Source organism: Yoonia sp. GPGPB17 (assembly GCF_037892195.1).
GTDB lineage: Bacteria > Pseudomonadota > Alphaproteobacteria > Rhodobacterales > Rhodobacteraceae > Yoonia.
Map to the genome: position 1 here is coordinate 76,328 of NZ_JATACI010000005.1, position 25,846 is coordinate 102,173.

Sequence of the window (25,846 nt, forward strand, 5' to 3'; positions counted from 1 at the left end):
TGTCTAAGGCGTAACCGCCGCTTCAACCTGCGGCTGGCACCATCGGTTTGAGCTTTGCGAGTTTACGGAGGTTTTGAGCGGTGGCTGCGAGGGTAAATTCGTCTTGAACGCCGCATGGGCCCCGTAATCGGAGCCGTCCCAAGCCGAGGATACGTTTGAGGTGGGCAAAAAGCATCTCGACCTTTTTTCGTCGCGCCTGAGCCTTGGGATTGAAGTCGGAGGTGGTGCATTGGCGTGCAAAGTCTCTGACGATCTCATATTTATCGCGATGGACCGAACGCGTGTCAGCGTTGGGGCAGCACTTTGCCTTCAGCTCGCATCCTGTGCAGTCTGATTTCAATGCTCGATAGTTTCTGGATTTCCAAACTGGCGCATTCCGTTTTGGATCGGAATAGGTTCGCCAGGTGTGCCGCATCTCTTTGCCGCCAGGGCAGATGTATCGGTCGTTCTCATCATCCCATGTGAAGTCGGATCGTGAGAAGGTTCCGTCGGTCAGTTCACCCTTGTCAAAGACAGGGATGAAGGGGAGGATCTGGCGCTTGAGTGCCAGCCAGACCAGGTTGTCGGACGACCCGTAGGCAGTGTCAGCAGCGATCCAATCCGGCTTCACGCCAAACCGGTCTTCGGTGCGATCGAGCATCTTGCGCATGGCGCCCACTTCGGCGGTTTTGTTTGATCGGCTGGCATCGACATCGACGATGATCCCGTGGTCCGTATCGATCAGGTAGTTGTCGGAATAGGCAAAGAATGCTGGCCCTTTGCGCGCAGTTGTCCATTGGCTGGCGGGGTCGGCATGGGCGGTGAACTTGGGCTTTGCTGTGGTCGCCGCACCGAAGGCTTCATCGTCCAGCGTATCGAGATACTCGCGCACGGCACGGGGCGCATCTGCGGGATCAATCTCGCGGGCTGCCCAGTCTTCCGGGTTACTGGAGTTCTGTTTCTGAACATCGGCGCTGATCAAGCTGGCGTCGACCGCGAACCCCTGGCCACCAACCAGACCTTCTTCCATGCAACGTGCCACGGTTGTCTCGAAGACAAGGCGCAGCAGATCGCTTTCGCGGAACCGGCCATGACGGTTCTTGGAAAAGGTCGAGTGATCCGGGATACGATCCGTCAAATCGAGGCGGCAAAACCAGCGATAAGCGAGGTTCAGATGCACTTCTTCGCAAAGCCGACGCTCGGATCGGATGCCGAAGCAATAGCCGACCATCAGCATGCGGATCAGCAATTCAGGATCAATCGACGGGCGACCAGTGTGGCTGTAGAAATCCGCTAGGTGAGTGTGGACGCTGGTCAGGTCAACAAACCGATCAATCGATCGAACCAAGTGATCATGGGGAACGTGATCTTCAAGCGAGAACTCGTAGAACAAGGCCGCTTGCGCCTCTTGCCTCGGTCCCATCATCGCCAATCCTCCCGCTCGCCGGGACAATTGAATCAGTGACATACGGCGCGATCAAGGAAGAGTTTTTCAACGGAATCAGCCCAAAGTGTCGAATGCTGCACCTCGCACAAATGGCGGCTGTAAATTCAAATAGTTCTAGAATAGGATCGAGGGTGTGCAGATTTTCAACACCTTAACTGACGATCTGGCGTGAGAATTTCACAAGAAACGATCAAGAAGATGAACATGAAGAAAATTGTGACTGTAGCAATAAGCGTTACTGTGCTGGCGGCTTGTGTGGCCTTGGGCCTTGGAGTTATGGGGGCCAAACAGGCTGGCCGTGATTTGCCAAACTGCCCGGGTGGTGTGTTTGCGAACGAAGCTATGGTTTTTGACGCGATTGCAATTTGCGCAACTAGCGATGTCAGCCAAGAGAAACTGGCACATGCGGCCAATGTTGCGGCTGAATGGCTAGACAACGATGGTGATGGTGAGGTCGATGAGCCGCGTATCGTCACAGCAATGCAGACTTCTCGACCTTTTGTCATCATGACACCCAGCGGCCCCTCCGCCGCCGTTATGGCAGCACTTAGTCCAACGTTCGCTTCCCGCGTAGGTCAGGACCTACACGCCAGCGAAACAAATCCTGGCAACGGGCAACGGGACGCCAGTCAGGAGGAAGTTCTGCATGCCATCCAAAACGGCGGTTGGGCCATCGCTTTCCCAGATGTCTGGGGAGATCAACCAGGCGCGACGTTGTATCAGGAGTGGCAAGCTGCTGAAGCAGCGGGCCACTATGCTTATGATGACCCAACCTGCAACGCGGCATGCAAAGTTACCGAATACACCTATGTAGCGGCGGCGTCCTACTTGGGCTCTACGAAGGATTTGGAATCAAACGAAATCCGCCTGCACACACGCGACGCATTGCGAGAAGGCGTCCCTGGAACGGTCGCAGTTTTTGAGTCCACTGACTACCGCTTTGCAACAGACCACTGGCCAACCGGTCAATACCGGCACCAATCCAACATCGTCTTCGCCCCTCAAGAGGCTGCGCAGTAGATCTATTCTCGGCTGGAGCAAATGAGAAGTGGACGTTCGAAAGTCAACTTCAAGTGACTGCTTTGTCCGCGATCCGTTAGTTCGACCATCTTTGAGTTATGCGCGTGCAGCGAATGTCCGATAACCGGGCTGCGACTGCAGCATCTTGAAGGTAGGTTTAAGGTCGGCTTTGGGCCGAAAGCTGCAGGGCAGGGGCCGGATCGAATGAAATATGAGTGTTCTAATCCGCATAAGCGCGCATACGAAACGTCAGTAATTGATACGCTCGTATCCGTAGTTTCCCGAATAGTCTCGCCATTCAACGAACACTGCTCTTGCAAAAAGGGAGCAACCGCTGCGAGTGGGGCCGAAAGCGGTGGGAATGGCGCTTCGGTTGGACCGCTGCCAGCTAAAATCTCCCTGTGTACCATAGCTTCCAAGGCGAACGCGGGCGTACCGATCACAATCTCCGTCGTCTCGATCGTCATTAATCAAGACATCGAAAACGCGGATGGAGCGAACGATGTTAAATTCGGGGCCGCTGATGTCGATGTCGGCGCGATCTTGGATCAACTGGTGCGCAAATCCTTCCGGAAGTCGGTTGGGCTTTGGTGCTCCAAGATTCAAAACTGCATTTTCCGAGAGCAGGGGTCTTGTGGCAAGCGACAACTGTAGCCTCAGACGGTCTCGGTCGGTGAACAGGACGTCGTAGAGACGGCCTCGATTATCCAAGGGGGTAACAGGATGGTAGGATGCGCCCATTGGGCAGCGCCAAATCTGAATTGGAGGTTCAATTGGCCACGGAGTGATCCTGCGGACGAACTCTGCACGAGCGCGGACGCACGGAACTGATGCTGGCCAGCCTCCAGACAGGCACAGCAGTATTGCGCAGTCGATCTGGTAGGTTTGAGCATGCGCACGATTGGCAGTGCCAACGAACGAGGTAACCAGTGTAAGCGTAACCAAAAAAGTGTACGTTCGTATCGAATGAAGCAAGCGGAGCATCCTAACAGCAGGGTGCATGCAGCATGACTCCGTTAATATACTATTGCAACACTTGATATTGTGAGCGATACTTGAACTGCGACTCCTATTGCCTTTGAGGGTAGGGGCGTTGACCCATCTCTTCCATCATCTTTTCGCGGAAGACCTCGGTAAGCGTCTTCCATCCGAGGCATTTTCGGGGTGTCGCGTTGAGGCGGTCACAGATCGTTTTCAATTCATGATCTGAGACCGCCGTGATGTCGCGCTTTCTCGGCAGCCATCTTCGCGCACGTCGGTTGGTGTTTTCCACGGTGCCTTTCTGCCAGGGTGAAGACGGATCGCAGAACCAGGTTTGCGTTCCGATCTCAGCCTGCAGGTGCGGCCAGCTAACGAACTCAGTGCCGCGGTCAAAGGTGATTGAACGACGCGCGATGTGGGGTAGGTCGCGCACTGCCTTCATGATCTTGCCCATCACCGGCTTGGTACGCTTGTTCGGGTTCTTTAGAAGCACGGTGAACCGGCTGACACGTTCGACCAGTGATGTGACGTTCGACTGCCCAAAGCGTTGTTTGAACAAGACAAGATCAGCTTCCCAGTGGCCGAACTGGCGTCGGTGGGCCACATCGTCCGGACGGAACAGGATACTGACATCGCGGTCAAACTTCGGCGGCAGGCGCTTTCTGGCACGACGCGGCCTGCGGGCTTTGCGATGCTCGGGCAGGTACCACCAGAGCTCCTGCGCCATGCCTTCCTTGGAGTAGATGTAGCGGTAGATCGTCTCTTGGCAGACCCGCAGCTTTGCACCTTCATAGATCATCCGGTTGCCGATCTGTTCGGGAGTCCAACCTTGCTTGATCCGCGCGATCACGGTCTTGCACAGCTCTGGATGCCGGATCAGCTTGCGCTGCACAGATCGGCGTTTGTCCGTCCGCAATTGAGCCGCGTGACCGAAATAACCTGCGTACTTCTTTGGGAACGCATCATCGGCCCAGAAATTGCGTTTGATCTCGCGAAAGATCGTCGATTTGTGGCGTTTGAGAACGCGGGCCATCTCTCTGACAGGCACCTTTGCATGCCACCAGCTCTCAATCTTACGGCGTTCTTGTAGCGATAGTTGCGAATAAACGGCTCCCATGCCATGATCTCCCATTAGATAACTCATTGTTTTCTAATAGGAGTCGCACTTCAGGGTAGCGCGCTCCATAAGATTGATCTTCGTCGCGTAAGGTTTATTATGTTAAATAAGTCAGTAAACTTAAAAATCGGCTGAATTTCACAGAAAGTCAATCGTAGACGATATCCGTCTGCGCCTTGGCTTTCCAACGCGGCACCAGCTCGCCGGTGTTCCATTCATACAGCCATCCAACCAGTTCGCCCGTCTGGCGATCGAGAATGCGCTTTACGGCACAAGCATGAAGTCTCTTTTGTTGTTTGCCCGTCAACCGCGATTTCCGAACGCGGCTAGGAACACTGAGAACAACGGTCGATCCGACGTATCTTGTGATTCCCTGAAAGTCCTTAGCCATAAATTTAGCCCCCAAATTGTAGGCCTCGCCAACAACATCGCCCGTAGTAAATAAGCGCGTATCGGCAGTGAACCGCTTCGCGCCTCAGTTGTGCTTACAAAGCGTTGCAATGCACGATAAAGTACGCGAAGGGGCGCAAAAGAACGCGAAAAAGGCGCGCAAGTGATTGATTAGAAACGGTAGATTTTTTTCTGCGCCGCAGAAGGCGGACGAGAACTTTAAGCAACTTTTTGCTCGTTTAGCGGCAGCAGGCGTTGGTCGCCCAGTGGACAGCGAGGGTTACGCTGATGGGCCGTGGACGCCTGAGACTTTGGCTGAAGCGATTTCCGCTATTGAAGGCAATCGCGAAGGCGTCGAATTGCGCTCTGTCCAGGTTTGGTTTCAGGACAACGACAATGGAATAAGTGATGCAAATATCCGCTGGCTTGCTCGGGTATTTGGTTGCGGTGATCCTGAAGCTGCGAGCGCATGGCAGGCTGAGCTTAAAGCTGCGAAAGAGAGACTAGCGAAAGAAAGGCGCGAGAAGAAGCGCACGAAAGAAGCGCAGCCGAGTAACACCAATGGCGTGAAAGTTAGTTTAGAACCGGTATTTCCGCCGGTCGAACCGACCACCCCCGATGACATCGGCGGTTTCGATGAGCTGACGAAGCAGCCAGCCAAAACGCTCGCAGAAAAATGCGAACGAATGTTGAGCGGCGCGACATCTCTCAAATTGCAATTCGGATATCTGCTGGTGTCTAGCCCCCAATTTCAGAGCCACTAATTTGGGATTTCTCTAATAAGGTTTCTGGTACTGGAGGTCGCATTCCGAGCGCGTGATGGGGTCTGATGTGATTGTATTCTTTGAGCCAAGTATTGATCGCGACTTGTGCTTGTTTGACACTGTGGAACCATTCTGAGTTTAGGACTTCATGGCGAAGGATGCCGTTGAAGCGCTCGTTGTACCCGTTTTCCCAAGGGCTGCCTGGATAGATTTGGATCGGTTTGATGCCAACCTTTCTAAGCCACGCCTGAAGATGTTCGGCTACGAACTCGCCGCCATTGTCGGAACGAATAAATTCAGGTTTCCCATGCTTCATTACCAAGCGATGCATGACCGCCAAAACATCATCAGAATTCATCTTTTCCTGGACTTCAACGCACAGTGCTTGGCGGGTAAACTCATCTAAGACAGTCAGCATCTTGTAGCCACGCCCGTTACTCAGCTTGTCGTGAACGAAGTCTATCGCCCAAACGTGGTTGGCATGCGTCGGGCGAAGGCGAATGACTGAGGTGTCTTTGTGGTAAAGGCGCCGCCGCTTTTTGTGCCGCTCTGGCAGCTTGAGCCCTTCTTCGCGCCATAAACGTTCGATTTTCTTGTGATTAACATGCCAGCCTTCGATCCGCAGCAGCTCGGTGATTTTACGATACCCGTATCGCCCATATTGTTTGGCTAAACGGACCACCGCCAAGCGCAACGCGTTATCATCTTGGGCCTTGGCTTTGTAATGCAAGCTGGAACGCGACACATTTAAAACTGAACAGGTTCGGCGCTCCGATGTATTCAGCTTTTGACGGGTGTGGATCACGGCCTGACGCAACCCATCAATCGTCAGACCTTCGGCTTTAAATAATCGAGGCTCTCCTTCAGGATCAATTTGTCCAATTGAAGATCCGCGACAATCTTCTTCAGTCGCTCATTTTCTTTCTTCAGTGCCTTCATCTCAGACAGCTGCGGGCGACCAAGACCACCAAACTTCTTGCGCCAATAGTAATAGGTTTTGTCCGAGATACCTGCTTTGCGACACGCGCTCACAACATCCAGACCATCGTGCAAATGAACATCGATCTCGCGCAGTATTTTCAGCGCATCCTCATCCGAATACCGTTTCCGTGCCATTCTTCGTAACTCCCTTGGTCTACAAATAGTGGCACAGTCTTAGGGGGCCAAGACACGAGCCAGCATTTTCTGCCTCGCCTTTGGAGTTCTCAGAACAAAAGCGAGGCGCGGCCTACAAAAACTTGGAACGCTATAGCTCTGCAGTTCTATAGAATCTCAGCAAGCAACTTATTCACATTGTCGCTGGTCAACTCAACAGGATTGCCACCACAACTCGGATCTTTTAAAGCACCTTCAATAATTCTGGCGATATCGGCGTTTTCAACCCCCAAACCAGATAGGCGTTTTGGCACACCTAGTGAGTCGTTGAACTGGTCGACAAAGTTGCAGAAGCCGTCGAAACCGCCTTCGATGCCAAGATAGCCAGCAGCGAGATCAAAGCGCTCGCGGATCACGGGCTCGTTCAGTTTCAGAACCGCAGGCATACAGACCGCGTTGGTAGTCCCGTGATGTGTGTGGTGCATAGCGCCAATTGGATGGCTCAATGCGTGAATAGCGCCGAGGCCTTTTGGAATGCCGTGGCACCCATCATGGCCGCGCTCATCATGTGCGAACGGGCTTCGATGTTGGATGGCGCTTTGAACGCGATGGGCAAGTTCTCGATTACCAGACGCATGCCTTCCAGCGCGATGCCCTGGGACATCGGATGGTAATGCGGGCTGGAGAAGGCCTCGACGCAATGGGCAAAGGCGTCCAGTCCGGTGCCTGCAGTTATGAAGCTGGGCATACCAACGGTTAGTTCCGGGTCGCAGATCACGACCGAGGGCAGCACCTTAGGGTGGAAGATGATTTTCTTCTCTTCCGTCTCCGAGTTGGTGATGACGCTGGCGCGGCCCACTTCGGACCCGGTGCCAGCGGTGGTGGGCACGGCGATATTGGGCACGATTGCATCTGCATTGGCGCGGGTCCACCAATCGCCAATGTCTTCGAAATCCCAGATCGATCGCGTCTGGCCAGCCATAAAGGCGACCATCTTGCCGAGGTCGAGACCTGAACCGCCACCAAACGCGATCACCCCATCATGACCACCCTCGTTGAACGCTTTGACGCCACTAGTGAGGTTCTTCTCATTCGGGTTTGGGTCCACTTCAGCAAAAAGCCCGCGTCCCAGGCCCGCGGCTTCCAGCAGGTCAAGTGTCTTGGTCGTAATCTCCATTTCGGCCAAGCCCCGGTCGGTGACCAACAGCGGCTTGGAGACACCCGCTGCCGCACAGGCGTCAGCGATTTCAGAAATGCGGCCCGCTCCGAAGCGGATCGAGGTAGGGTAAGAAAAGTTTGCCTCAAGGTTCATGAAGTCACCTTTTTCATATGGTAGGATTTGGGGCGGGTTAGGTTGTGATAGCCAATGGCCGACAATCCGCCGCCGCGCCCGGTGTTTTTGCAGCCAGTCCAACACAGGCCCGGGTCAAGGTAGTCGGCGCGATTCATAAATACCGTGCCGGTCTCGATTTGGTCGCCAATGCGCATCGCGCGATCAAGATCTTTAGTCCAGAGGCTGGCGGTCAGGCCAAACTCGCTGTCATTCATTAGTGCGATGGCTTCTTCGTCGGATGAGACTTTCATAATCCCCACTACAGGCCCAAAGCTCTCGTCTCGCATCACGCGCATCTCGTGGGTCACATCAGTAAGGATCTGCGGCGTCAGATAGGCACCGCCGTCATCCTCGGCGAAGGTCTCGATATGTGCGGTTGCACCATCGGCCACGGCCTCGGCGATCTGGGCGCGGACCTCTTCGGCAAAGCGCTTATGCGCCATAGGTCCCATTGTCGTGTCTTGGTCCAGCGGATTGCCGAGCTTGTAACCTTTGACGATGGCTATGGCCTTTTCCAGGAACGCATCAAACAGGCTTTCATGCACGTAGATCCGCTCGATTCCACAGCAGCACTGGCCCGCGTTGAACATCGCGCCGTCGATCAGTGTATCGACGGCAGCGTCAAGGTCGGCGTCTTCCATGACATAACCCGGGTCCTTGCCGCCTAACTCTGTGCCCACGCCGGTAAAAGTCGCGGCAGCAGCCTTTTCCATAGCGACGCCACCGCCGACCGATCCGGTGAAATTGACAAAGTCAAAAGCTTTCTCCGAGATCAAATCGGAGGTGGTAGCGTGATCCAGGAAGAGGTTTTGGAACACATCTTCAGGCACTCCCGCAGAGTGGAAGGCCTGCGCCATTCGCTCTCCGACAAGGAGAGTTTGTGAGGCGTGTTTCAACACGACGGAGTTGTTAAGCGATTAGTGCCGGTGCAACCGTGTTGATCGCCGTCATGTAAGGATAGTTCCAAGGTGCGACCACCAGAACGACCCCGTGGGGCACGCGTTTGATCAAGCGTTTAAACGTGGCGTCCTCGCCTACCTGGATATCCGCGAGGCTTGTCGCCGCAATGTCCGCCATGTGACTGGCGCGCTCGCTAAATCCGCCAAATTCGCCACCATAGCGCACCGGGCGACCCATCATATGGGCCAACTCGCGCACGATTTCGTCGTTTGATGCGCCAACAGCTGCGACGCCTGCCATGACCAGATCAACGCGTTCTTTCAATGAGCGCGATGCCCAAGATAACTGCGCCTTGCGGGCTTTGGATACTGCACTTTCAGCTTCCTCTTTGCCGAGGATTGGGCGGCGGGCGAAAACTGACCCGTCAATAGGCGAGACACATTCTAACATTGTCATGCTTTTTCTAGACCTCTTGAGATTTCGTAGTCGGTGACCACGCGATTGAACTCTTCGATTTCCCATTCGGCGGCGCGGGCGTAATGCATCACGACTTCGTCCCCGAACGCCTCGCGCAGCATCTCAGAAGCCAAGAGCGCCTCTCGTGCGTCGCGCAACGTGTGTGGAATGTGCTTTTTGTCGTCGTCCGCATAGGCGTCGCCAGCAAAAACCTCGGGCAGCCGCAGCTTCTCTTCGATGCCTTTCAGTCCGGCTGCCAGCATCGCAGCCTGGGCCAAGTAGGGGTTCATATCCGCGCCCGGAACTCTGCACTCGATGCGCACGGCTTTGCTGCCTTCGCCACATAGGCGGAAGGCGGCTGTGCGGTTGTCGATTGACCAGACCACTTGAGTCGGTGCGAAGGTCCCCTTGGCAAAGCGTTTGTAGCTGTTCACATAGGGTGCCATGAAACTAGTGTAATCGGCCGCATAAGTCATCAGGCCAGCCACGTAGTGGTCCATTAGCTCGGACTTGCCATGAGGCCGGTCTGGGTCAAAAAAGGCGTTCGCGCCGCCCGACCAAAGCGATTGATGCACGTGGCTGGCGCTGCCGACCCGGTCCTTGTGCCATTTGGGCAAGAAGCTCGCCGCGACACCGTGTTGATGGGCGATTTCCTTGACGCCATGCTTAGCCAGTGTGTGGTTGTCCGCACAGGCTAGGGCCTCCGCATACTTGAGGTTCAATTCTTCCTGGCCCGCCTCTGCCTCGCCCTTGGAGCCTTCGACCGGCAAGCCCATCTTGCGCAGATGGTTGCGGATCGGGCGCATCACATACTCTTCCTTGGTGGTCTGGAAGATGTGATAATCCTCGTTGTAATTCGAGATCGGTTTGAGAGAATAGCCATTCTGAGCGATCTCGTCGTGGGTGCCTTGGAACAGAAAGAACTCCAGTTCGGTGGCCATAACCGGCGTCAGTCCTAGGGCCTCGGCGCGGGCGATCTGCTTTTTCAGCATCTCGCGCGGGGAGTGCGGTACAGGTTCGTGCGTGTGGTGGTCCATTACGTCACATAGGCACATCGCGGTGCCTTCCAACCACGGTACGGGTCGAAGGGTCGACAAGTCGGGCTGCATCACATAGTCACCATAGCCGCCCTGCCAAGAGGTCGACGCATAGCCATTGGGAGTCGCCATTTCGAGATCGGTTGCGAGCAAGTAGTTGCAGCAATGGGTCTCGCCATCTGCAATTTCTAGAAAAGCCTCTGCATGGAAGCGCTTGCCCATCAGGCGGCCCTGCATATCCACGATGCAAGTAAGCACCGTATCAATTTCACCAGAGCCGATCTTGGTTTTTAGGTCTTCGAATTCCACTAGGCTTACCCCCCAATTTTTCAAAAGACGCGCGCTCCGATGATGATCGGAGCGCGCGCCAAGTATTTAGCTTTAGCCGTAGCGGTAAGGCCGTCCGGCCTTTGCCATGTCGGCGTTGTATTTGCGGAAGATATCTACGACCTTGGCCTGTGTTGGGCCCTCGGCTGCGATTTCGTCCCAGAAGGCCACTGCTGCATTCTCGACCTGCGCCCATTCCTCATCCGGGATCGAGGTCAGTTCCATCTTGGTGCCGTTGACACGAAGGTTGGCTTCGCCGCCCCAGTACCACCACTGACGGTAGTAGTGCGACTGGTCGCAACACACGCGGAACAGAGTTTGCAGATCTTCCGGCAGCTCGTTCCAGCGATCCATATTGGCGAAGAAGGAGCCAGCCCATGCACCGGAGATATTGTTGGTTAGGAAGTAGTTTGTAACGTCTGCCCAGCCAACTGTGTAATCTTCAGTGATACCGGACCATGCGATGCCGTCCAGCTCGCCAGTTTGCATAGCAACTTCGATATCTTCCCAAGGCAGGGATACAGGAACCACGCCAAACTGGCTCAGAAAACGACCAGCGGTTGGGAAGGTAAAGACACGCTTGCCATTCAGGTCCGCCAAGGAGCGGATCGGGTCCTTTGTCGCGAAGTGGCAGGGGTCCCAGGAACCCGCAGAGATGTGCTTGACACCAACAGCGCTATACTGTTCGTCCCAGATTTCATTCAAACCATATTGGTTGAAGAGCACGGGTACGTCGAGCGAATAGCGCGAGGCGAAGGGGAAATAGCCACCGAACACGGTCACATCTGTAGGCGATGCCATCGAGTCATCGTCCGATTGCACCGCGTCAATGGTGCCACGCTGCATAGCTCGGAACAGTTCCCCTGTGGGAACTAGCTGATCGGCGTAAAACAGCTCGATCTGCATGCGGTCACCTGCAATCTTGTTGAACATCTCGATAGCAGGGTCGATCACATGGGCGGCGAGTGCCGGGCCCGCATAGGTTTGCATCCGCCATTGGATAGTGCTTTGTGCGATGGCTGGTGTTGCCAGCGGCGCAGCCGCCGCACCCATCGCGGCGGTGGTTAGAAACTTACGTCTTGATGTCATATTGACCTCCAATTGTTGTGTGCCCTTTGGGGCGGGTGATTTGGTACCGTTTTGGTATTCTCGTTATTTTCCGTAGACATAGTTGGGCAGCCACAGCGCTAGTTCTGGGAAGACCATGATTATCGTAAGCGCCAAGACCATTACGCCGACGAAAGGTATGATTGAGCGGTAGATATCGCGCAGCGTGACCTCAGGCGGGGCCATAGCGCGCATCAGGAAGAGGTTATAACCGAAGGGCGGCGTCATATATGCGATCTGGGTAGTGATCGTATATAGCACCCCGTACCAGATGAGATCGAACCCAAGTGCTCCGACCAGTGGCACATAAAGCGGCGCTACAATGACAAGCATCGCCGTGTCATCCAAGAATGTCCCCATCAAGATGAAGCTGAGCTGCATCAAGATGAGGATCATCCAGGGAGAAAGCCCAAGCTGATCGGTGAAGAGATTGTCGATTGCCGACACAGCACCCAGGCCGTCAAACACAGCCCCGAAGCCCAAAGCGGCCAGAATGATCCACATGAACATGCAAGAGATACCCAGTGTTTGCTTGGTGCAGGTGTGAAACACCGCCCAGGTCATGCGCCGCTTGAGGATGGACGCTGCCAGCGCGGTCAGAGCGCCGATGGCCGAGCTTTCGACAAGCGAGGTCCAACCGTTGACAAAGGGTACCATCATCGCGGCAAAAATCGCCAGCGGCAACACGCCCGACCAGAGCAAGCGGCGCTTCTCCTGCGGCGTTACCTCCTCAAGATCGGTTGCGACAGGCCCTAGTGCCGGGTTCAGTCGGCACCGGATCCAAATGTATGCAATGAACATCGCTGCCATCATCAGACCCGGGACGATCCCGGCGAGCCAAAGCTGCCCCACCGGTTGGCGTGCGATCATCGCATAAAGCACCAGCACCACCGATGGTGGCACAAGAATACCAAGGCTCGACCCCGCCTGGATCACACCTGTGACCATCAGCTTGTCATAGCCACGCCGTAATAGCTCGGGAAGCGCAATCGTCGCACCGATGGCCATGCCCGCTACGCTTAGCCCATTCATAGCGGAAACCAGTACCATGAGACCGATGGTTCCCATTGCCAGCCCACCCGAGACGTTGCCGAACCACACATGAAACATTCGGTAGAGGTCGTCGGCCAGGCGGCTCTCGGACAATACGTAGCCCATGAAGATGAACATGGGCAGGGTCAGAAGCGGGTACCACTTCATCAGCTTCATTGCCGCGGAAAACGGGATATCCTGACCGCCGGTCCCCCACAGCGCCAGCGCTGCAATTGCGGCTATCGCACCAATAGCTCCAAAGACCCGCTGTCCGGTGAACAGCATGAGCATCATGGACGCAAACATAAAAAGAGCGATGTATTCCTGGCTCATATTTTTGGCTCCGGGAGGTCGTGACCCAAAGCGCGCGCCAGGTCTTTGATAAGTTCAGATACAGCCTGAAGTAGCATCAGGAAGAGGCCAGCGATCATGATCGCCTTGATTGGCCAAATATATGGGCGCCAGGCGGTTGAGGAGCGCTCCATGCGACCAATGTCTTCCGTGCCTGTCATCAGGCCAAGGAAATATTCGACCGGCGCGGTGCCCCAATAGCCGAGTGAATATGCGGTCGACCCCAATGCGCCGTAGAGCAGCACACCTATGTAGAAGATCAGAAAGAGTACCGTGATCACGTCGATGGCTGACTTGCGGCGCAGCGACCAAGCGCCATAGAAAAGGTCCATTCGCACATTGGACCCTACTAGGATCGAATAGGGACCGCCCAACATATAGTAGGCAACCATAGCAAATTGCGCCATCTCCAGCGTCCAGAGCGAGGGAACAAAAAAGGTCTTGGAGATTGAAGACCAAAGCAAAATCGCCATGAGCACAAAGACCCCGTACATCACCACCAAACCAATGGCGTGATTCATGCGATCCACTGCGCGCGAATAACCGAGCAAAAATCTCATGCTGCCCTCGTCTTATCCAAATGCGCAATAGCTTCACGCAGCGTCGACGCTAAATGGCACCCCATATTCGCCGCCTGATCATCAGTTCTGATCAGGTCGTTGCGCACCTCGATCATGGTCGAATGAAGACGGTTGGAATCGGCATGTCGACATATGCTGTAGGTAACGCCATCTTCCTTGCCGTAAGGCGCATTCAAGGCGACGTTGTAACGGTCATTGATCCGCTCAACGCGACATGCCGCTTCGCTCAAAGTAGGATTTCCGTGATACAAAAATCCGATCTCAACCTCCCGGGGGCGGCCGTAGTAGACAGGTGTAAAAGAATGCAGCGTTATTACAGCAACAGGGCTGTCGACACGCTCAACCTGATTTTCGATGAGCCCTTCAACTGCCGAATGAAACAAATCATGAATGAGGCGGCGACGGGTTTTACGCTCATGTTCCGTCAGTTGCTCATTGCCCGGAAAAGCAATTTCTTCGCTCTTTGCGGGAATACAGTCTTTTGCCGAAAAGGGGCGATTGCAGTCATAGAGAGAACGCGACGTGCCGCAGGAAACAAGTGGCGCGTCCAATTCTGTTGACAGACTCTGAGCCATTCTAAGTGCACCAATATCCCAGACAGCGTGGGATGATGGATCAATCTTTCCAATGCCTGGAAAGTCGAAATCATCCGGGATGTAAGGTGAAGCATGCTCACAAATCAGAACGATCGGGGCTTGCCCGTTCGTACGTTGAAGCTGGATGGGTGTCCAAGGCCGTGACATGTTTGCCTTCAGAGTGATTCATGTTGTAGAACAATTTACATGAAGGCAAAATTCGGTCAACCGCATTCTGTACTACTGGCTACAATATGTGATAGTCTCGTAGCGATGATTACAAAGTGGGCAGGATATGCTGGTAAGAGACCTTCTCGAACAACATAAAGGCGACTTCACAGCCGCCGAGCGCCGGGTCATTCCATTTTTGCGCGACCCAGCTCTATTGATTGAACTTCAATCAATTACGAAGTTGGCAAACGCGGCGGAAGTCTCTACCCCAACAATCATCCGCCTAGCGCGCAAGCTTGGATATGATGGGTACCCAGACCTGCACGGAGCTGTGCGGCTCGAACTAGCTGAACGCATTAAGCAGCCGCTTGCAAAGCTCAAGGCGCAGCCTGAGCACCCGAAGGACGATCATATTGTGAACCAATTCGCGCATGTTGTCGTCGAAAATGTTAATAACACAATCAATCAGATTGATTTCCCATTGTTCGATCAGGCGGCTGAACTGCTGGCGGAACCGTCTCGACGCGTTCAACTGATCGGTGGACGGATCACTTGGCCTATAGCGCATTACTTCGCTAATCACCTGCATATTATCCGGCCAAACGTTACTCTTCTGAATCCGTCACAGAATGCTTGGCCGCAATCCGTTCTGGATATGGATGAAAGTTCGGTGCTCATCATTTTCGATATCCGCAGATATGAGAAAAAGATCGCACGATTGACCCGACTGGCCCAGAAACGGAAAGCCAAGATCATGTTGTTTACCGATCAGTGGGGATCACCCATCGAGAATGACGCAGACATCTGTTTCCGCGCGCCCGTCCAAGCGCCTTCAAGCTGGGACTCCATGGTAGCGCTGAATTTTTTGGTTGAATCTATGGTCGCCCAAATACAGAGATCCGCTCCGGATCAAACCGGAAAGCGCATCGCTGAGATGGAGAGCTTGATTGGCGACTCAGGGATTTTTTGAATCGCCAAGATTGCTCTGGTTCAAAACGCTACCTCGGTTGCTAAGCCCTGCGCAACGGCCAGCTCGACGACACGCGAAGCTACGGCCAAATCCTGCAACCCAACGCCGGTGCCGTCAAAGAGGGTAATCTCACTATCCGACCTGCGACCTGGGTGTTTACCGTTTATGACCTGCCCTATCTCGGTGATGTCCGTGGCTTCAACTATGCCTTGCGTGATGGCATGCTGCGCTTCGCCAATTGTCACGGACTGCGTGATTTCATCGGCAAATACACTAGAATTTCCGAACACTGCCGCAGCAACTTCTTGCTTTCCCTTGGTATCGGTGCCCATACACGCGATATGCGTTCCGGCTGAGACATGATTTGCCATGAGTGATGGTGCGAAGGAGGATGTGATGGTGATAATCGCATCTGCCTTTTGCATGTCTTCAATTGCAACCGCTTCAAACTCGAGCCCCGCGTCGCTCGCGACCTTGGACAAGCGTTCCAGCTTTTCAGGGCTGCGGTTCCAACCGATCACTTTCTCGAAGTCGCGCTGCTCTAAGGCCGCCCGAAGCTGAAACACCGATTGATGCCCCGCGCCTACCATGCCTAGAATTTTGGCGTCCTGACGCGCGAGATACTTGATCGAAACAGCAGATGCCGCGGCTGTTCGCAGCGCGGTCAGCAGATTGCCGCCCACAATGCCATGGAGTTTCCCAGTGTTTGGATCAAAAAGGCAAATGGAGGATTGGTGGTTGATTTCCTGCCGCCGTTCCATGTTGTGCGGCCAGTATCCTCCTGCCTTAACCCCTAGAACATTGCTTAGGCACGATCAAATCCTCCCTTAAAACCATAAAGAGCATCTTCATGCCCGATGGCTTCGCGGATGACCGGAAAGTTATAGGCGACCCGCATAGACATGCTGGCAAACACAGCTTCCACCGCGTCAAAGGCTAAAGCTCTGGTCATGAGGCTAAGCAATCAGATTTTCGGGAACGATGAACATTTAGCAGATCCTTGTAATAAAGCGGGGCGGCACTGCCACCCCGCAAGTTAGTCCGGTTACGATCTGGGAGGAGGATCCGGACTTAGTACGCTTTGCCGCGCGCGGAGACCGGCCAAACGCATTCGACCTTGCCGCCGCGCACGCCGACATACCAGTCATGTACGTTGGCGGTCGGGTCGCAGTGTCCCGGCACCAGCTTAAGCCTTTCGTTGACTTTCAGAACACCATCTGGATCAGCGATCACCCCATGCTCGTCGGAGCATTTGATGTATTCGACATCCTTCCGGCCATATATGAACGGCAGACCGCTATCGACGGATTGCACTTTCAGACCCGCGTCACAGATCGCCTTGTCGGCTTTGGCGTGGCTCATCACCGTAGTCAGCAAGAAGAAGGCGTTCTGCCATTCGCCCTGGTCGATCCGTTTGCCGTCTTTGTCTTGGATACGACCATAGTCAGCGTCCATGAACGCATATGACCCGCATTGCAGTTCATTGTAGACACCCGAGTTACTCTCGAAATAGTAAGAGCCGGTGCCGCCACCGGAAACCAATTCAGGGTCGAGGCCAACGGATTTCAGGCCTAAGCAACTGCATCTTCGACCATGCCAATAGCGATATCCAATTTGGCCTTGCGGTCCTCAAAGCTGTCCATGTGTTGCATTGCGCCCTGATAGGCTTGGATGCCAGCAAACTTTAGGCCGTCCGCCGCGTCAATGGCACGTGCAATGGCGACAACATCCTGGGTGGTCGTCACGCCGCAGCGGCCTGCCCCACAGTCGATCTCGACAAAACACTCTAAAGCGGTACCATGCTTTTGCGCCGCGGCCGATAGATCTGCCACGTTTTCAAGGTCGTCCACGCAGACGATCGTGCGCGCACCGAACTTGGGCAGTTGCGCCAAGCGGTTTAGCTTTCCAGGGTCGCGTACCTGGTTGGAAACCAGAACGTCTTTGATCCCCGCGCGGGCGAAAACCTCTGCCTCAGAGACTTTCTGGCAGCACACACCAATCGCACCGCCAAGTTCTTGCTGCAGCTTAAGCACATCCACCGATTTGTGCATCTTGCCGTGTGCGCGGTGGCGCATGCCATGGGCCTTGGCATAGTCGCCCATCTTCTTGACATTTGCTTCCAGCGCGTCCAAATCCAGCACAAGGGCTGGCGTCTGAATATCTGCCTCGTCCATTCCGGGTAGGGCTTAGGCACATCATAGCCGACTTCGAGGCCTTCGAGGTGTGAGTGATCAAGCATCATTAAACTCCTTTGGTCCAAGGCAGCTTGTCTAGATCGACATTGCCACCAGTTATGATTATCCCGACGCGCTTGCCCGCGAACCGTTCCTTGTTTTTCAGAAGTGTTGCCAAAGGCACGGCACTAGACGGCTCCATCACCACGCGCAAATGCTTCCATGTCAGCTTCATAGCTTCGATGATTTCCTCTTCCGAGGCGGTCAGAATGTCGCTCACATATTTGGAAACGAAATGCCAAGTGCGTTCCTTCAAAGGCACCAGCAGTCCGTCGGCGATGGTCTTTGGAGCATCGTCAGCAATGATGTGCCCCTCTTTGAAACTGCGATACGCGTCATCAGCTTGTTCAGGCTCTGCTGCGATGATCTGCGTTTCCGGCGCAAGCGTCGAGAGCGTCAGGCAGGTACCAGAGACCATCCCGCCGCCGCCAATCGGTGCCATCACGACATCCAGACCGTCCGTCTGCTCCATGAACTCCTTGGAACAGGTGCCCTGACCAGCAATCACGCGCGGATCGTTGTAAGGATGCACGAAATCACCGCCTGTCGCGGCTTGGATCTCTGCGAACGTTGCCTCGCGAGACGTTGTCGATGGCTCACATTCCGTGATCACCCCGCCATAACGCCGGACAGTATCCTTTTTCGCCTGTGGCGCCGTCTTTGGCATAACCACATTGCAGGGAATGCCTCGCTTCATCGCTGCATATGACAGGCACGACGCGTGGTTTCCGGATGAATGGGTCGCGACACCTTTGACCGCTTGTGCTTCATCCAGGCCAAAGACCGCATTGCAGGCACCGCGAACCTTGAACGCGCCGGGCTCCTGCATGTTTTCGCATTTGAATAGCAGGTTGCAACCGGTCAAATCGTTCAGATAATCCGATGTGCGCACAGGCGTGCGACGAATAATCGGTTTGATCCGTTCATGCGCGGCAAGCATATCTTCATAGGTTGGGATATTCATTGGCAATTCCTTATGCAGCTTGCTTTTGGGCCATGTCGGCGACCATGCAGGCCGTAGCCGCCGACAGCGTCCAACCCAGATGGCCGTGTCCCGTGTTGAAAAGAACGCGCGGGTCTTTGCCTGGACCAACGCGCGGCAGCATATTCGGCATCATTGGACGCAGACCTGACCATGGCACAACGCTGCGCGTGCTCATCTCGGGGAAGTGGCGGTTGCACCACTTAACCAGGGGTTCAATCCGCGCTTGTCGAATGTCGCGGTTGTAACCAGACAATTCAGCGGTGCCTGCCACCCGGAAACGGTCTTTACCCAAGCGGCTCGTCACGATTTTTGCCTTGTCGTCCAGTAGGCTGACCCAAGGCGCGGCGTTCTGGGCCTTTTCATCGTTCAGGTTGACCGTGATCGAGTAGCCCTTAACCGGATAGATGTTCACGTTTTCGCCTAAACGACGAGCCAGCTTTTTAGACATCACGCCTGCGCAGATCACGACCCGGTCAAAGATCGCGCTATCTTTCGCGCCCTCGACCCCAAAATCCACCCGCATACCTGCATCAGTCGATGCAACATCAAGAATATCCGTTTCGAACTGCAGCGTCGCGCCTTGTGCTTCTGCAGCGTCCGCCAACCCAGTGGTGAACTTGTGAATGTCACCCGTGAAATCGGACTCAGTATAGAAGCTTAAGCATAGCCCACACCTTTCAGTGTCGGTTCGATTGCGGAGATCTCTTCCGTCGTCACCGGAAGGCGCGTCAATCCACCCTTGGCCAGCAGTTCCGAGACCCGCGCCGCTGCCTCAAATTCTGCCTTTGTTTCGTAGAAATGCAGAATTCCGCGCTTTTCAAGATTAAAGTCTATGCCTTCATCCGCCGCCATGCCGAGCAACGCGTCGCGTGCGGCCAAGGCAAGTTCGACGGTGCGAATAGTGTTCTTCTCGTAGCTCGGGATGGCCCGCAGGAAAGACGTCATCCAACTGATCTTGTGAAAGCTGGGGTACGGGCCAACCAGCAATGGCGCGTCTTTGGTCAACATCCACCGGATGCCCTTGCTTACATTGGCCCAAGAATTCCACACCTCCGCATTGGACGCCGAAATCTGGCCGCCATTGCCTAGACTGGTTTCCATCGCGGCATGCCTGTTACGCTCGAACAGGGTCACATCAAACCCACGTTTAAGTAACTGATAGGCCGTGGTAACGCCGGTCACTCCGGCCCCAATCACAGCGACAGTTCCTGGTCTTGCAATCATGGCAACTCCTAAACCGCTGAATGCGGCAGTTAAGTTGCCCCCTCTGTCATTGGCCTGAGAGATTCACGAGCTTGCCCGTTTACACCATCGGCAGAAGGCAGAGCCCTCTTTTTCAGAGAATTGTACTTTGCGCGGTCCGTTTGCCTGAGAGTTTCCGGGGCGGTTGCTCCTTCGGCGACGAATCAAATCGTCTCTCCCGCAAGCCCTTTATACCGCTGTGTAGGAAAATTTACAATGCACTCCTTTCCGTAGAAGATTGATATTTTCAAGCGCTGCCCAGTGCGACCTACAAACCTAGGCGCTGTTTAACGAGACTTATCAAAACCGTATTATTTTGCGAAAACCGTATTATTGAAAGAAGTCTCTCACGCGCGCATCAAGGAGGCCCCATGCTGAATATGCTCAAATCCTCAGCCTTGGCCGTTGCAGCGCTCGCAGCAGCCAGCATCACCGCTGCACCGCAACGTGCCGAGGCCCAGACCTATCAAATCGACTGCGCCATTCTCTTGTGCCTATCCGGTGGATGGCCCGCATCCGTTCCCTGCGCAAGAGCCCGCGTCGAATTCATTCGCCGCATCACACCATGGCCTGTCGAACCACCCTTGCAGATATGGCGCTGCCCTACGGGCGCGGCCTACACCGTCGATCCCGACACTTTGACCAGCGAACGGATTTACGAAATCTTCTTCGAGCTGGAGCAAACCGCGCCGCTGCAATCCTTCCCCGTGGATGAGGCAGGCACCCCAGTCACAGGCATTGATGGCCGAATGGCCGGGGCACCTGCCCCGACATTTCAAGCGCCCCCACTCACGGACGGCATGGAGCCGCAACCCGCCGTTGTTCGCTTGACCGGTGGTAACGCGGCTCCATTGCCGGAGGGGTTCGCACTTCAGCTTGTCCAAGATCGAGCGGACATCGACATCAGCGGAGCAGAGTTCAATTTCGTTCGCTCCATTCGCGTTTTCGATGCGCGCTATGTGCGCCAGTGGGAGTCTGGTAGCGACGGTGATTGCAATCGGTCAGATAACGTCCGCATGGGCACCTATGGTACACAAGGCGATTTCCGTTGGACACGAAGCTCTGTCGCCGCTCTGCCAGAGGCGCATGTTGGAACGGCAGGTTTTGGCTCGAACTGCCCCGGCATCTTCCATCGCTCTGTTTTCGTGGAATGGCGTGATTATGAAGGAAATTACGGCTTCGAGCAGGTTAACTACTAAATATGGTGGCGCTGATCCAAGACAAAACCGTATTTACGACAGGCAGCTAGAGATAGTATGCCTGTTGTACAAAACAAGAACCGAAAGGGGGCAGAAGGCGAGCAGCCAAAAACGCAAACCCCCGCAAGGCGGCGGCCTTAACGAGGGGCTCAAAAACCAAGAAGCGCCAACTTCTCGATCAGCGGTGCTGTTGATCTGGTTTTACCACCCCCTGCCCCTTCGATCAAGAAAAAACGCATCCGTGCGAACAGGTGAAGTTCGTCTTGGTCTGGCTCATCAAAACCCCATTAGGCCAGACCTGGGTCCATACCCAACCAAACCGGCAGCGACTGTCTGCCCAAAGATGAAAGGAGAACCAGAGCCCTAGAAAAGCAAAACCCCGCAAGGCGGTGAACCTTCCGGAGGCGCTATGATCACAGAGCGCCAACTCTGCATCGTGTTAAATCGAGATGAACATAACACCCCCAGAATCATACAGGCAAGCAAAAACGCATTTGTGCGAACAATGAGGATTTGCCTGTCGCCGTCTTGTCCAACGAGCAGATGAGAGGACAAGAATATGAGGACAGACCCCTTTCCGTCCCTTCCACCGGGATTTTCCAGACGCGATGTGATCGCGCTGATGGCAGATATTGGCCGCGACATCGGGCTTGGCCCGCGGCTCACCGACATTCTCACACGATTGATCGGATGCACCGAGGCTGACGCCTGGATCGACCCTGGCAAGGAGCCGATTTTCTACGGGCGCCAGGAGAGCTTTGCCCAGAAGCTCGGGATCTCGACCCGCCATCTCCGCACACTTGAGAAGACCCTCAGAGCGACACGCAGTGTCCAGTGGGCCACCTTCCGCGATGAACTGGCGCGTCTGTCACCCGACGATCTTCTGTCCGACGACGTTCAGGAGATGATCGCCGAGCGTGAAACATGGCCCCGTACCGATACGCTTCTGAGTATGAGCGAAGCCCGGCTTTCTCAGCATGTCGACGCGGCAACAGACCTGTGCACAAGGCTGACAGTTTGGATCGAAAACCATGCTGATTCTTCTTGTGAACCGGAAGATACCTTCCGGTCCTTTATACAAGAGGACATTCAGATGAATATCTCTGAAAAATGTAACGCCAATGTCGATAAACGGAGCGCGGGCAAGCCCGCGCACTCAAATTATTCTGCTCCGGGTCCTACCGGACCCGTCGATTGCAAAGAAAAAGAGCTTGAGACGGAAACCTTGGCGCTTCAAGAGCTTTTCTCAGGACAATACGGACTGGATCATGCGGTCACCTTAGCGAGCGAGGACTTCAAATTCGAGATGCAGGTCCGAAGTGGCGACCGACCGGAATACGCCTTTGTCGAAGCGGCGAATGCTAGGGTCGCGCCACTCGGGATTAATATTACAGCCTGGGCCGCTGCTTGCGACCGTATGGGGCGCGTCCCGGCCGCTCTTTGTGTCATGCTTCTTGATGCGAACCGGGATCACCCGACAGCTCCCGTCATGAACCCCGGCGGGGCCTTGCGCGGGATGATCAAGGCGCATAATCGCGGCAAACTTAATCTGATCGGCAGCCTGATCGGCCTGCACCGGAGACGCGGACTGTGAGGCAAAGTTCTCTGATTGCCGGTGATTTTCTGCGGTTCTTGGGTCTCTTTCGGGGCGCTCGTGACCATCCATGCGCGTCAACGTCCGCGAGATCGACCACAGAGCCTCCTTATTTGGCGGTTTTTGGGAGAAAACCTAGCACGGACTTGCCAGATCTTCTACTTCGGTGTCGAGCCATGTCGAATACGCCGTGGCGTTTCCAACTCGTTACGCGTAGCGGTTCCATTGGCGTTTGGACGCGCCTGTTGGATAGGTTCTATGGGCCTGCGTGGGCCAGTCTCACGGGAGGCTTAAGGTTTACCGCGCTTTTCAAACCAGCTTTGGCAGAACTTGATGAAATGCGGCTCGGGTGCTTGGGCTCAATCTCTTCCTTGCCGCACCACGCTCGCCATTCCTGCTCAATCATGCGCACATCCCAGCCCGGCGCTGCCGTCCGCGCGTCATGATAGGCTTCTGGGTCAAGTTTGCCCTCATAAACCTCAATCACCGGAACCGGCACTGTGCCTTTGCTGCGAAACACCACGATGTTGCCGTCCAATGACGGGTCATAGTCTGGGAAATAGTCATGCTGTTCGGCATCTGCGATAATGTTGCTGACTAAACGCTTGAACTCTTTTGGCGACGATTGAGATCCGCATTTCAGGCGCAGCTTCTCCAAGCCAATGCGCCATTCGGCCGACTTCCCGCAATGCTTGCGCGCAATCTCATACATCCGACGTTCAAGCGGCTTTTTCAGTCGGAAATAGTCCCGGCTGATCGTCAGAACCTCTTTCGCCTGAATCGCATTGAAGACCCAATCCGACAGCGTGACCTGCACCTCCTGCAGCACCCCGTCGACATCTCTGCGCACCTTTTTCGCGCTTTCAACCAAGCCAAAGACATTCCATTGACGCTCGGCACCCGTATGGATGTTGGTTTTGATCGTGGTCCCGCGCAAACGCTCAAGAGCTTCTTCAGCGCGGTTATAGGCGCTGCCCCCGGCTTACTTCCCCGTCGCGACAATGTAGTCACTCACTTTGAAGCTCACCGTCTTGGACACGTCCCGCCCCTCATTCAGGGCAGCGATCAGTTGCGAGATGCAGAAGATCAGGATGCCAGGATCAAAGACCGTCGCCATTCCCTTCGCAGAGGGCGAAATCTCGATGTAGTTCTCGCCATTATCATAGCGGCGCGTCTGATGATCCGGCTTCTTTGAGATCGAGAAGACCGGATGCTTCATACCGGCCATATCGCTCTTGGGCGCGGCATCGAAGATGTCTCAAATGAAGAGATGCGGTTGCTGAAACCGATCCGGCAGCAACGGATTGGCCAGCCGCTTCACTGGCTTATCACCCACCTCTGTCACCATAATGGCCTATCACCCACCGATTCTCTGCCGCACTAGCTTATCACACACTAGTGGCTTATTACCCACCGTGTCAAATTGTTGGCTTATCGCCCACCCATGATCACTCTGATTCGGTTTTCTCAATGAAATCAGCGCATTGGCTTGCGACACACCAATCAGTGGCCGATCACACACCCTTTGGTGGCTTATCGCCCACCTCGCCCGTCGTAAGTTATTGATATCATGGGTTGAATCGATACTTTTCAATCCGTAACCCTTTATAATAACACAGATTTAACACCCGAGGTTCGATGGCGGCGCCCCAGATGAGCCGTTGGCGCGTGTGTTTGCGCTCTGAATTTGCTTAGAAAGATTGGTGCACTTAGATCAGCGCAGCGCCCTGCCATTGGCCGAGTCGGTCGGCCAACTTGAAATTAACCCCCTGTTTCGTATATTTACCCGGTTATGACCAAAGCGATGCACACAGCGATACTGACCACAGTGAACGCTCCGTACCAGACAATGCTGGATGCGGATCAGTTGGCTATGGCCATCGCGACGGCTGACATCAAGCTCGCTCATGTTGGGTCTTTTCTGACAGAAACCCCTGCCGCGGATCAAAAAGCGTTCGCTGGTGCCTTCGGGATTTCCGAAGAACAGCTCCACAACACGGCCACCGCATTTGCGAACTGGTCGGGCCAATCCGTGGCCCTGGCCCCCTAAAGGTGGTCCTTTGGTGGTGGCACAGCGATGATGATCCAGATCGATCACCGCGAGAGCCATGACATCGACCTGTTCCTGGATGATCGCCAACTCCTTCCGTATGTTGAGGCCACCGTTTCAGAGCGGCAGTTCATGCTTGGTGAGGCAACTTACAATGGTGACGGCACTGGCCATTTGAAAATCGCCTTTGAAGGGATCGGTGAGATCGACTTCATCGTGACGGGACACGTGACTGAGGCGCCAACATCGATCCGGACCATCGAAGGGCGCACAGTCGCCCTTGAAACCGTGCCTGAGATCATTGCCAAAAAGGTCCGTTATCGAGGGTCTCGGATCCAGCCTCGCGACATCTTTGATATTGCCGCAGCTGCGGCCACCAATGACACCACAGATGTGATCGCGGCGCTGGCCCTCATCCCTGACTATGTGCGTGAGACCATCAGCAGGATCGACGTTCTGTCGCGAGATTATGTGTCGTCGAGCATCGCTCAGCTGGCCTTACGAGAGCAAAACCAGCACTTGGTCGATAGCGCATACGACGATGCCTTGGGTCTTTTGCGCCAGGTTTGAAGGCTGAATTCAAGCCGCCACGTAAATCAAAGAGGTGTTTGGGGCGCCGTCTGCGACGGACAGCTCTCGTCGGTGGGCCGACCGGAGCCACAAGGTCTCCGCCCATTCGGGGGACGATCCTCGCCCGAGCGGCCACGACGGAGCCGCTTATGGCTGGGGATGAAATAGTCTGTATAGACTCGCACGGCCCACCCGCAATGCGATCTCTCGCTGATGCAACGAAGAAACGTTTTCGCTCCCAAACGCATGTCATTTGACTGATACGTCAGCTTTCTCAGTGCAGGTGCCATTTTCCGTACACCTGCCATTCGTCCCGGCTCAGGTGAGCGGGCGATTTGC

Annotated in this window: 20 protein-coding genes, 6 pseudogenes and 1 riboswitch; of the genes and pseudogenes, 7 read left to right on the plus strand and 19 right to left on the minus strand. The window is 54.8% G+C overall.

Going from position 1 to position 25,846, the window contains the following annotated elements; genetic code table 11:
- Positions 1-22: 22 nt before the first annotated feature.
- Entirely contained in the window at positions 23-1,405 is a 1,383-nt protein-coding gene (locus tag QTO30_RS21750; RefSeq protein WP_340426281.1) for an IS1182 family transposase, read from the minus strand.
- A 219-nt stretch (positions 1,406-1,624) separates the two neighbouring features.
- On the opposite strand from QTO30_RS21750, the gene QTO30_RS21755 reads away from it, so the two are divergent.
- Positions 1,625-2,446: a hypothetical protein gene (locus tag QTO30_RS21755; protein WP_340426282.1), complete on the plus strand. Its 822-nt coding sequence runs from the start codon at positions 1,625-1,627 to the stop codon at positions 2,444-2,446.
- A gap of 249 nt (positions 2,447-2,695) precedes the next feature.
- On the opposite strand, the gene QTO30_RS21760 is transcribed toward QTO30_RS21755, so the two are convergent.
- The 3 genes from QTO30_RS21760 to QTO30_RS21770 form a co-directional block, all read right to left on the minus strand.
- Complete coding sequence (locus QTO30_RS21760; protein WP_340426284.1) at positions 2,696-3,187, minus strand: hypothetical protein; 492 nt, start codon at positions 3,185-3,187, stop codon at positions 2,696-2,698.
- 328 nt (positions 3,188-3,515) lie between these two features.
- Positions 3,516-4,544 (minus strand): IS30 family transposase, encoded by a 1,029-nt coding sequence (locus QTO30_RS21765; protein ID WP_340426318.1) that lies wholly within the window; start codon positions 4,542-4,544, stop codon positions 3,516-3,518.
- A 148-nt stretch (positions 4,545-4,692) separates the two neighbouring features.
- Entirely contained in the window at positions 4,693-4,851 is a 159-nt protein-coding gene (locus tag QTO30_RS21770; protein WP_340426285.1) for a hypothetical protein, read from the minus strand.
- A 250-nt stretch (positions 4,852-5,101) separates the two neighbouring features.
- Between QTO30_RS21770 and QTO30_RS21775 the strand changes: the two genes are divergently transcribed.
- A complete protein-coding gene (locus QTO30_RS21775; protein ID WP_340426286.1) occupies positions 5,102-5,698 on the plus strand; it encodes a hypothetical protein in 597 nt (198 codons plus the stop codon).
- Here the strand turns inward: QTO30_RS21775 and QTO30_RS21780 are convergent.
- The 9 genes and pseudogenes from QTO30_RS21780 to QTO30_RS21820 form a co-directional block, all read right to left on the minus strand.
- Complete coding sequence (locus tag QTO30_RS21780) at positions 5,673-6,503, minus strand: IS3 family transposase (RefSeq protein WP_340426287.1); 831 nt, start codon at positions 6,501-6,503, stop codon at positions 5,673-5,675. The two genes, QTO30_RS21775 and QTO30_RS21780, sit on opposite strands and share 26 nt — an antisense overlap.
- Positions 6,504-6,526: 23 nt before the next feature.
- Positions 6,527-6,814, minus strand: coding sequence for a transposase (locus tag QTO30_RS21785; protein ID WP_340426288.1), 288 nt, complete (start codon positions 6,812-6,814; stop codon positions 6,527-6,529).
- Positions 6,815-6,960: 146 nt separating this feature from the next.
- Positions 6,961-8,105, minus strand: a pseudogene (locus tag QTO30_RS21790) (iron-containing alcohol dehydrogenase).
- A pseudogene (locus QTO30_RS21795) lies at positions 8,102-9,482 on the minus strand (aldehyde dehydrogenase family protein). Before QTO30_RS21795 ends, QTO30_RS21790 begins: the two co-directional pseudogenes overlap by 4 nt.
- Complete coding sequence (locus QTO30_RS21800; protein WP_340426289.1) at positions 9,479-10,828, minus strand: glutamine synthetase family protein; 1,350 nt, start codon at positions 10,826-10,828, stop codon at positions 9,479-9,481. The pseudogene QTO30_RS21795 and the gene QTO30_RS21800 overlap by 4 nt, the downstream one beginning before the upstream one ends.
- 72 nt (positions 10,829-10,900) lie before the next feature.
- On the minus strand, positions 10,901-11,935 hold the full coding sequence (locus QTO30_RS21805; RefSeq protein WP_340426290.1) for a TRAP transporter substrate-binding protein: 1,035 nt from the start codon (positions 11,933-11,935) through the stop codon (positions 10,901-10,903).
- Between the two features lie 63 nt (positions 11,936-11,998).
- Positions 11,999-13,318: a TRAP transporter large permease gene (locus QTO30_RS21810; protein ID WP_340426291.1), complete on the minus strand. Its 1,320-nt coding sequence runs from the start codon at positions 13,316-13,318 to the stop codon at positions 11,999-12,001.
- Entirely contained in the window at positions 13,315-13,896 is a 582-nt protein-coding gene (locus QTO30_RS21815) for a TRAP transporter small permease subunit (RefSeq protein WP_340426292.1), read from the minus strand. The genes QTO30_RS21810 and QTO30_RS21815 overlap by 4 nt, the downstream gene beginning before the upstream one ends.
- Positions 13,893-14,660: an N-formylglutamate amidohydrolase gene (locus QTO30_RS21820; protein WP_340426293.1), complete on the minus strand. Its 768-nt coding sequence runs from the start codon at positions 14,658-14,660 to the stop codon at positions 13,893-13,895. The genes QTO30_RS21815 and QTO30_RS21820 overlap by 4 nt, the downstream gene beginning before the upstream one ends.
- Before the next feature lie 127 nt (positions 14,661-14,787).
- Here QTO30_RS21820 and QTO30_RS21825 point away from each other — a divergent pair, with 127 nt between their 5' ends.
- Positions 14,788-15,633, plus strand: coding sequence for a MurR/RpiR family transcriptional regulator (locus QTO30_RS21825; RefSeq protein WP_340426294.1), 846 nt, complete (start codon positions 14,788-14,790; stop codon positions 15,631-15,633).
- Positions 15,634-15,653: 20 nt separating this feature from the next.
- Here the strand turns inward: QTO30_RS21825 and bhcD are convergent.
- From bhcD to QTO30_RS22210, 5 genes and pseudogenes are all read right to left on the minus strand, one after another.
- A pseudogene (gene bhcD, locus QTO30_RS21830) lies at positions 15,654-16,622 on the minus strand (iminosuccinate reductase BhcD).
- 82 nt (positions 16,623-16,704) lie between these two features.
- Positions 16,705-17,872: pseudogene (gene bhcC, locus QTO30_RS21835) on the minus strand (3-hydroxy-D-aspartate aldolase BhcC).
- Positions 17,873-17,874: 2 nt separating this feature from the next.
- Positions 17,875-18,831 carry a beta-hydroxyaspartate dehydratase BhcB gene (gene bhcB / locus QTO30_RS21840; protein ID WP_340426295.1) on the minus strand — a complete coding sequence of 319 codons (957 nt, stop codon included), beginning with the start codon at positions 18,829-18,831 and terminating at the stop codon, positions 17,875-17,877.
- Positions 18,832-18,841: 10 nt separating this feature from the next.
- Positions 18,842-19,585, minus strand: coding sequence for an FAD-dependent oxidoreductase (locus tag QTO30_RS22205; RefSeq protein WP_445327207.1), 744 nt, complete (start codon positions 19,583-19,585; stop codon positions 18,842-18,844).
- Complete coding sequence (locus QTO30_RS22210) at positions 19,510-20,076, minus strand: FAD-dependent oxidoreductase (RefSeq protein ID WP_445327206.1); 567 nt, start codon at positions 20,074-20,076, stop codon at positions 19,510-19,512. The genes QTO30_RS22205 and QTO30_RS22210 overlap by 76 nt, the downstream gene beginning before the upstream one ends.
- Before the next feature lie 122 nt (positions 20,077-20,198).
- Positions 20,199-20,285: riboswitch (glycine riboswitch) on the minus strand.
- 180 nt (positions 20,286-20,465) lie between these two features.
- Here QTO30_RS22210 and QTO30_RS21850 point away from each other — a divergent pair.
- Positions 20,466-21,293: a hypothetical protein gene (locus tag QTO30_RS21850; RefSeq protein WP_340426296.1), complete on the plus strand. Its 828-nt coding sequence runs from the start codon at positions 20,466-20,468 to the stop codon at positions 21,291-21,293.
- A 559-nt stretch (positions 21,294-21,852) separates the two neighbouring features.
- Entirely contained in the window at positions 21,853-22,887 is a 1,035-nt protein-coding gene (locus tag QTO30_RS21855; RefSeq protein ID WP_340426297.1) for a hypothetical protein, read from the plus strand.
- A 256-nt stretch (positions 22,888-23,143) separates the two neighbouring features.
- On the opposite strand, the pseudogene QTO30_RS21860 reads toward QTO30_RS21855, so the two are convergent.
- Positions 23,144-24,115, minus strand: a pseudogene (locus QTO30_RS21860) (replication initiator protein A).
- 576 nt (positions 24,116-24,691) lie between these two features.
- Between QTO30_RS21860 and QTO30_RS21865 the strand changes: the two are divergent.
- Both QTO30_RS21865 and QTO30_RS21870 read left to right on the plus strand, forming a co-directional pair.
- Positions 24,692-24,937 (plus strand): hypothetical protein, encoded by a 246-nt coding sequence (locus tag QTO30_RS21865; protein WP_340426298.1) that lies wholly within the window; start codon positions 24,692-24,694, stop codon positions 24,935-24,937.
- 15 nt (positions 24,938-24,952) lie between these two features.
- Positions 24,953-25,507 (plus strand): annotated as a pseudogene (locus QTO30_RS21870) (nucleotidyl transferase AbiEii/AbiGii toxin family protein); the annotation flags it as partial.
- Between the last annotated feature and the right edge of the window lie 339 nt (positions 25,508-25,846).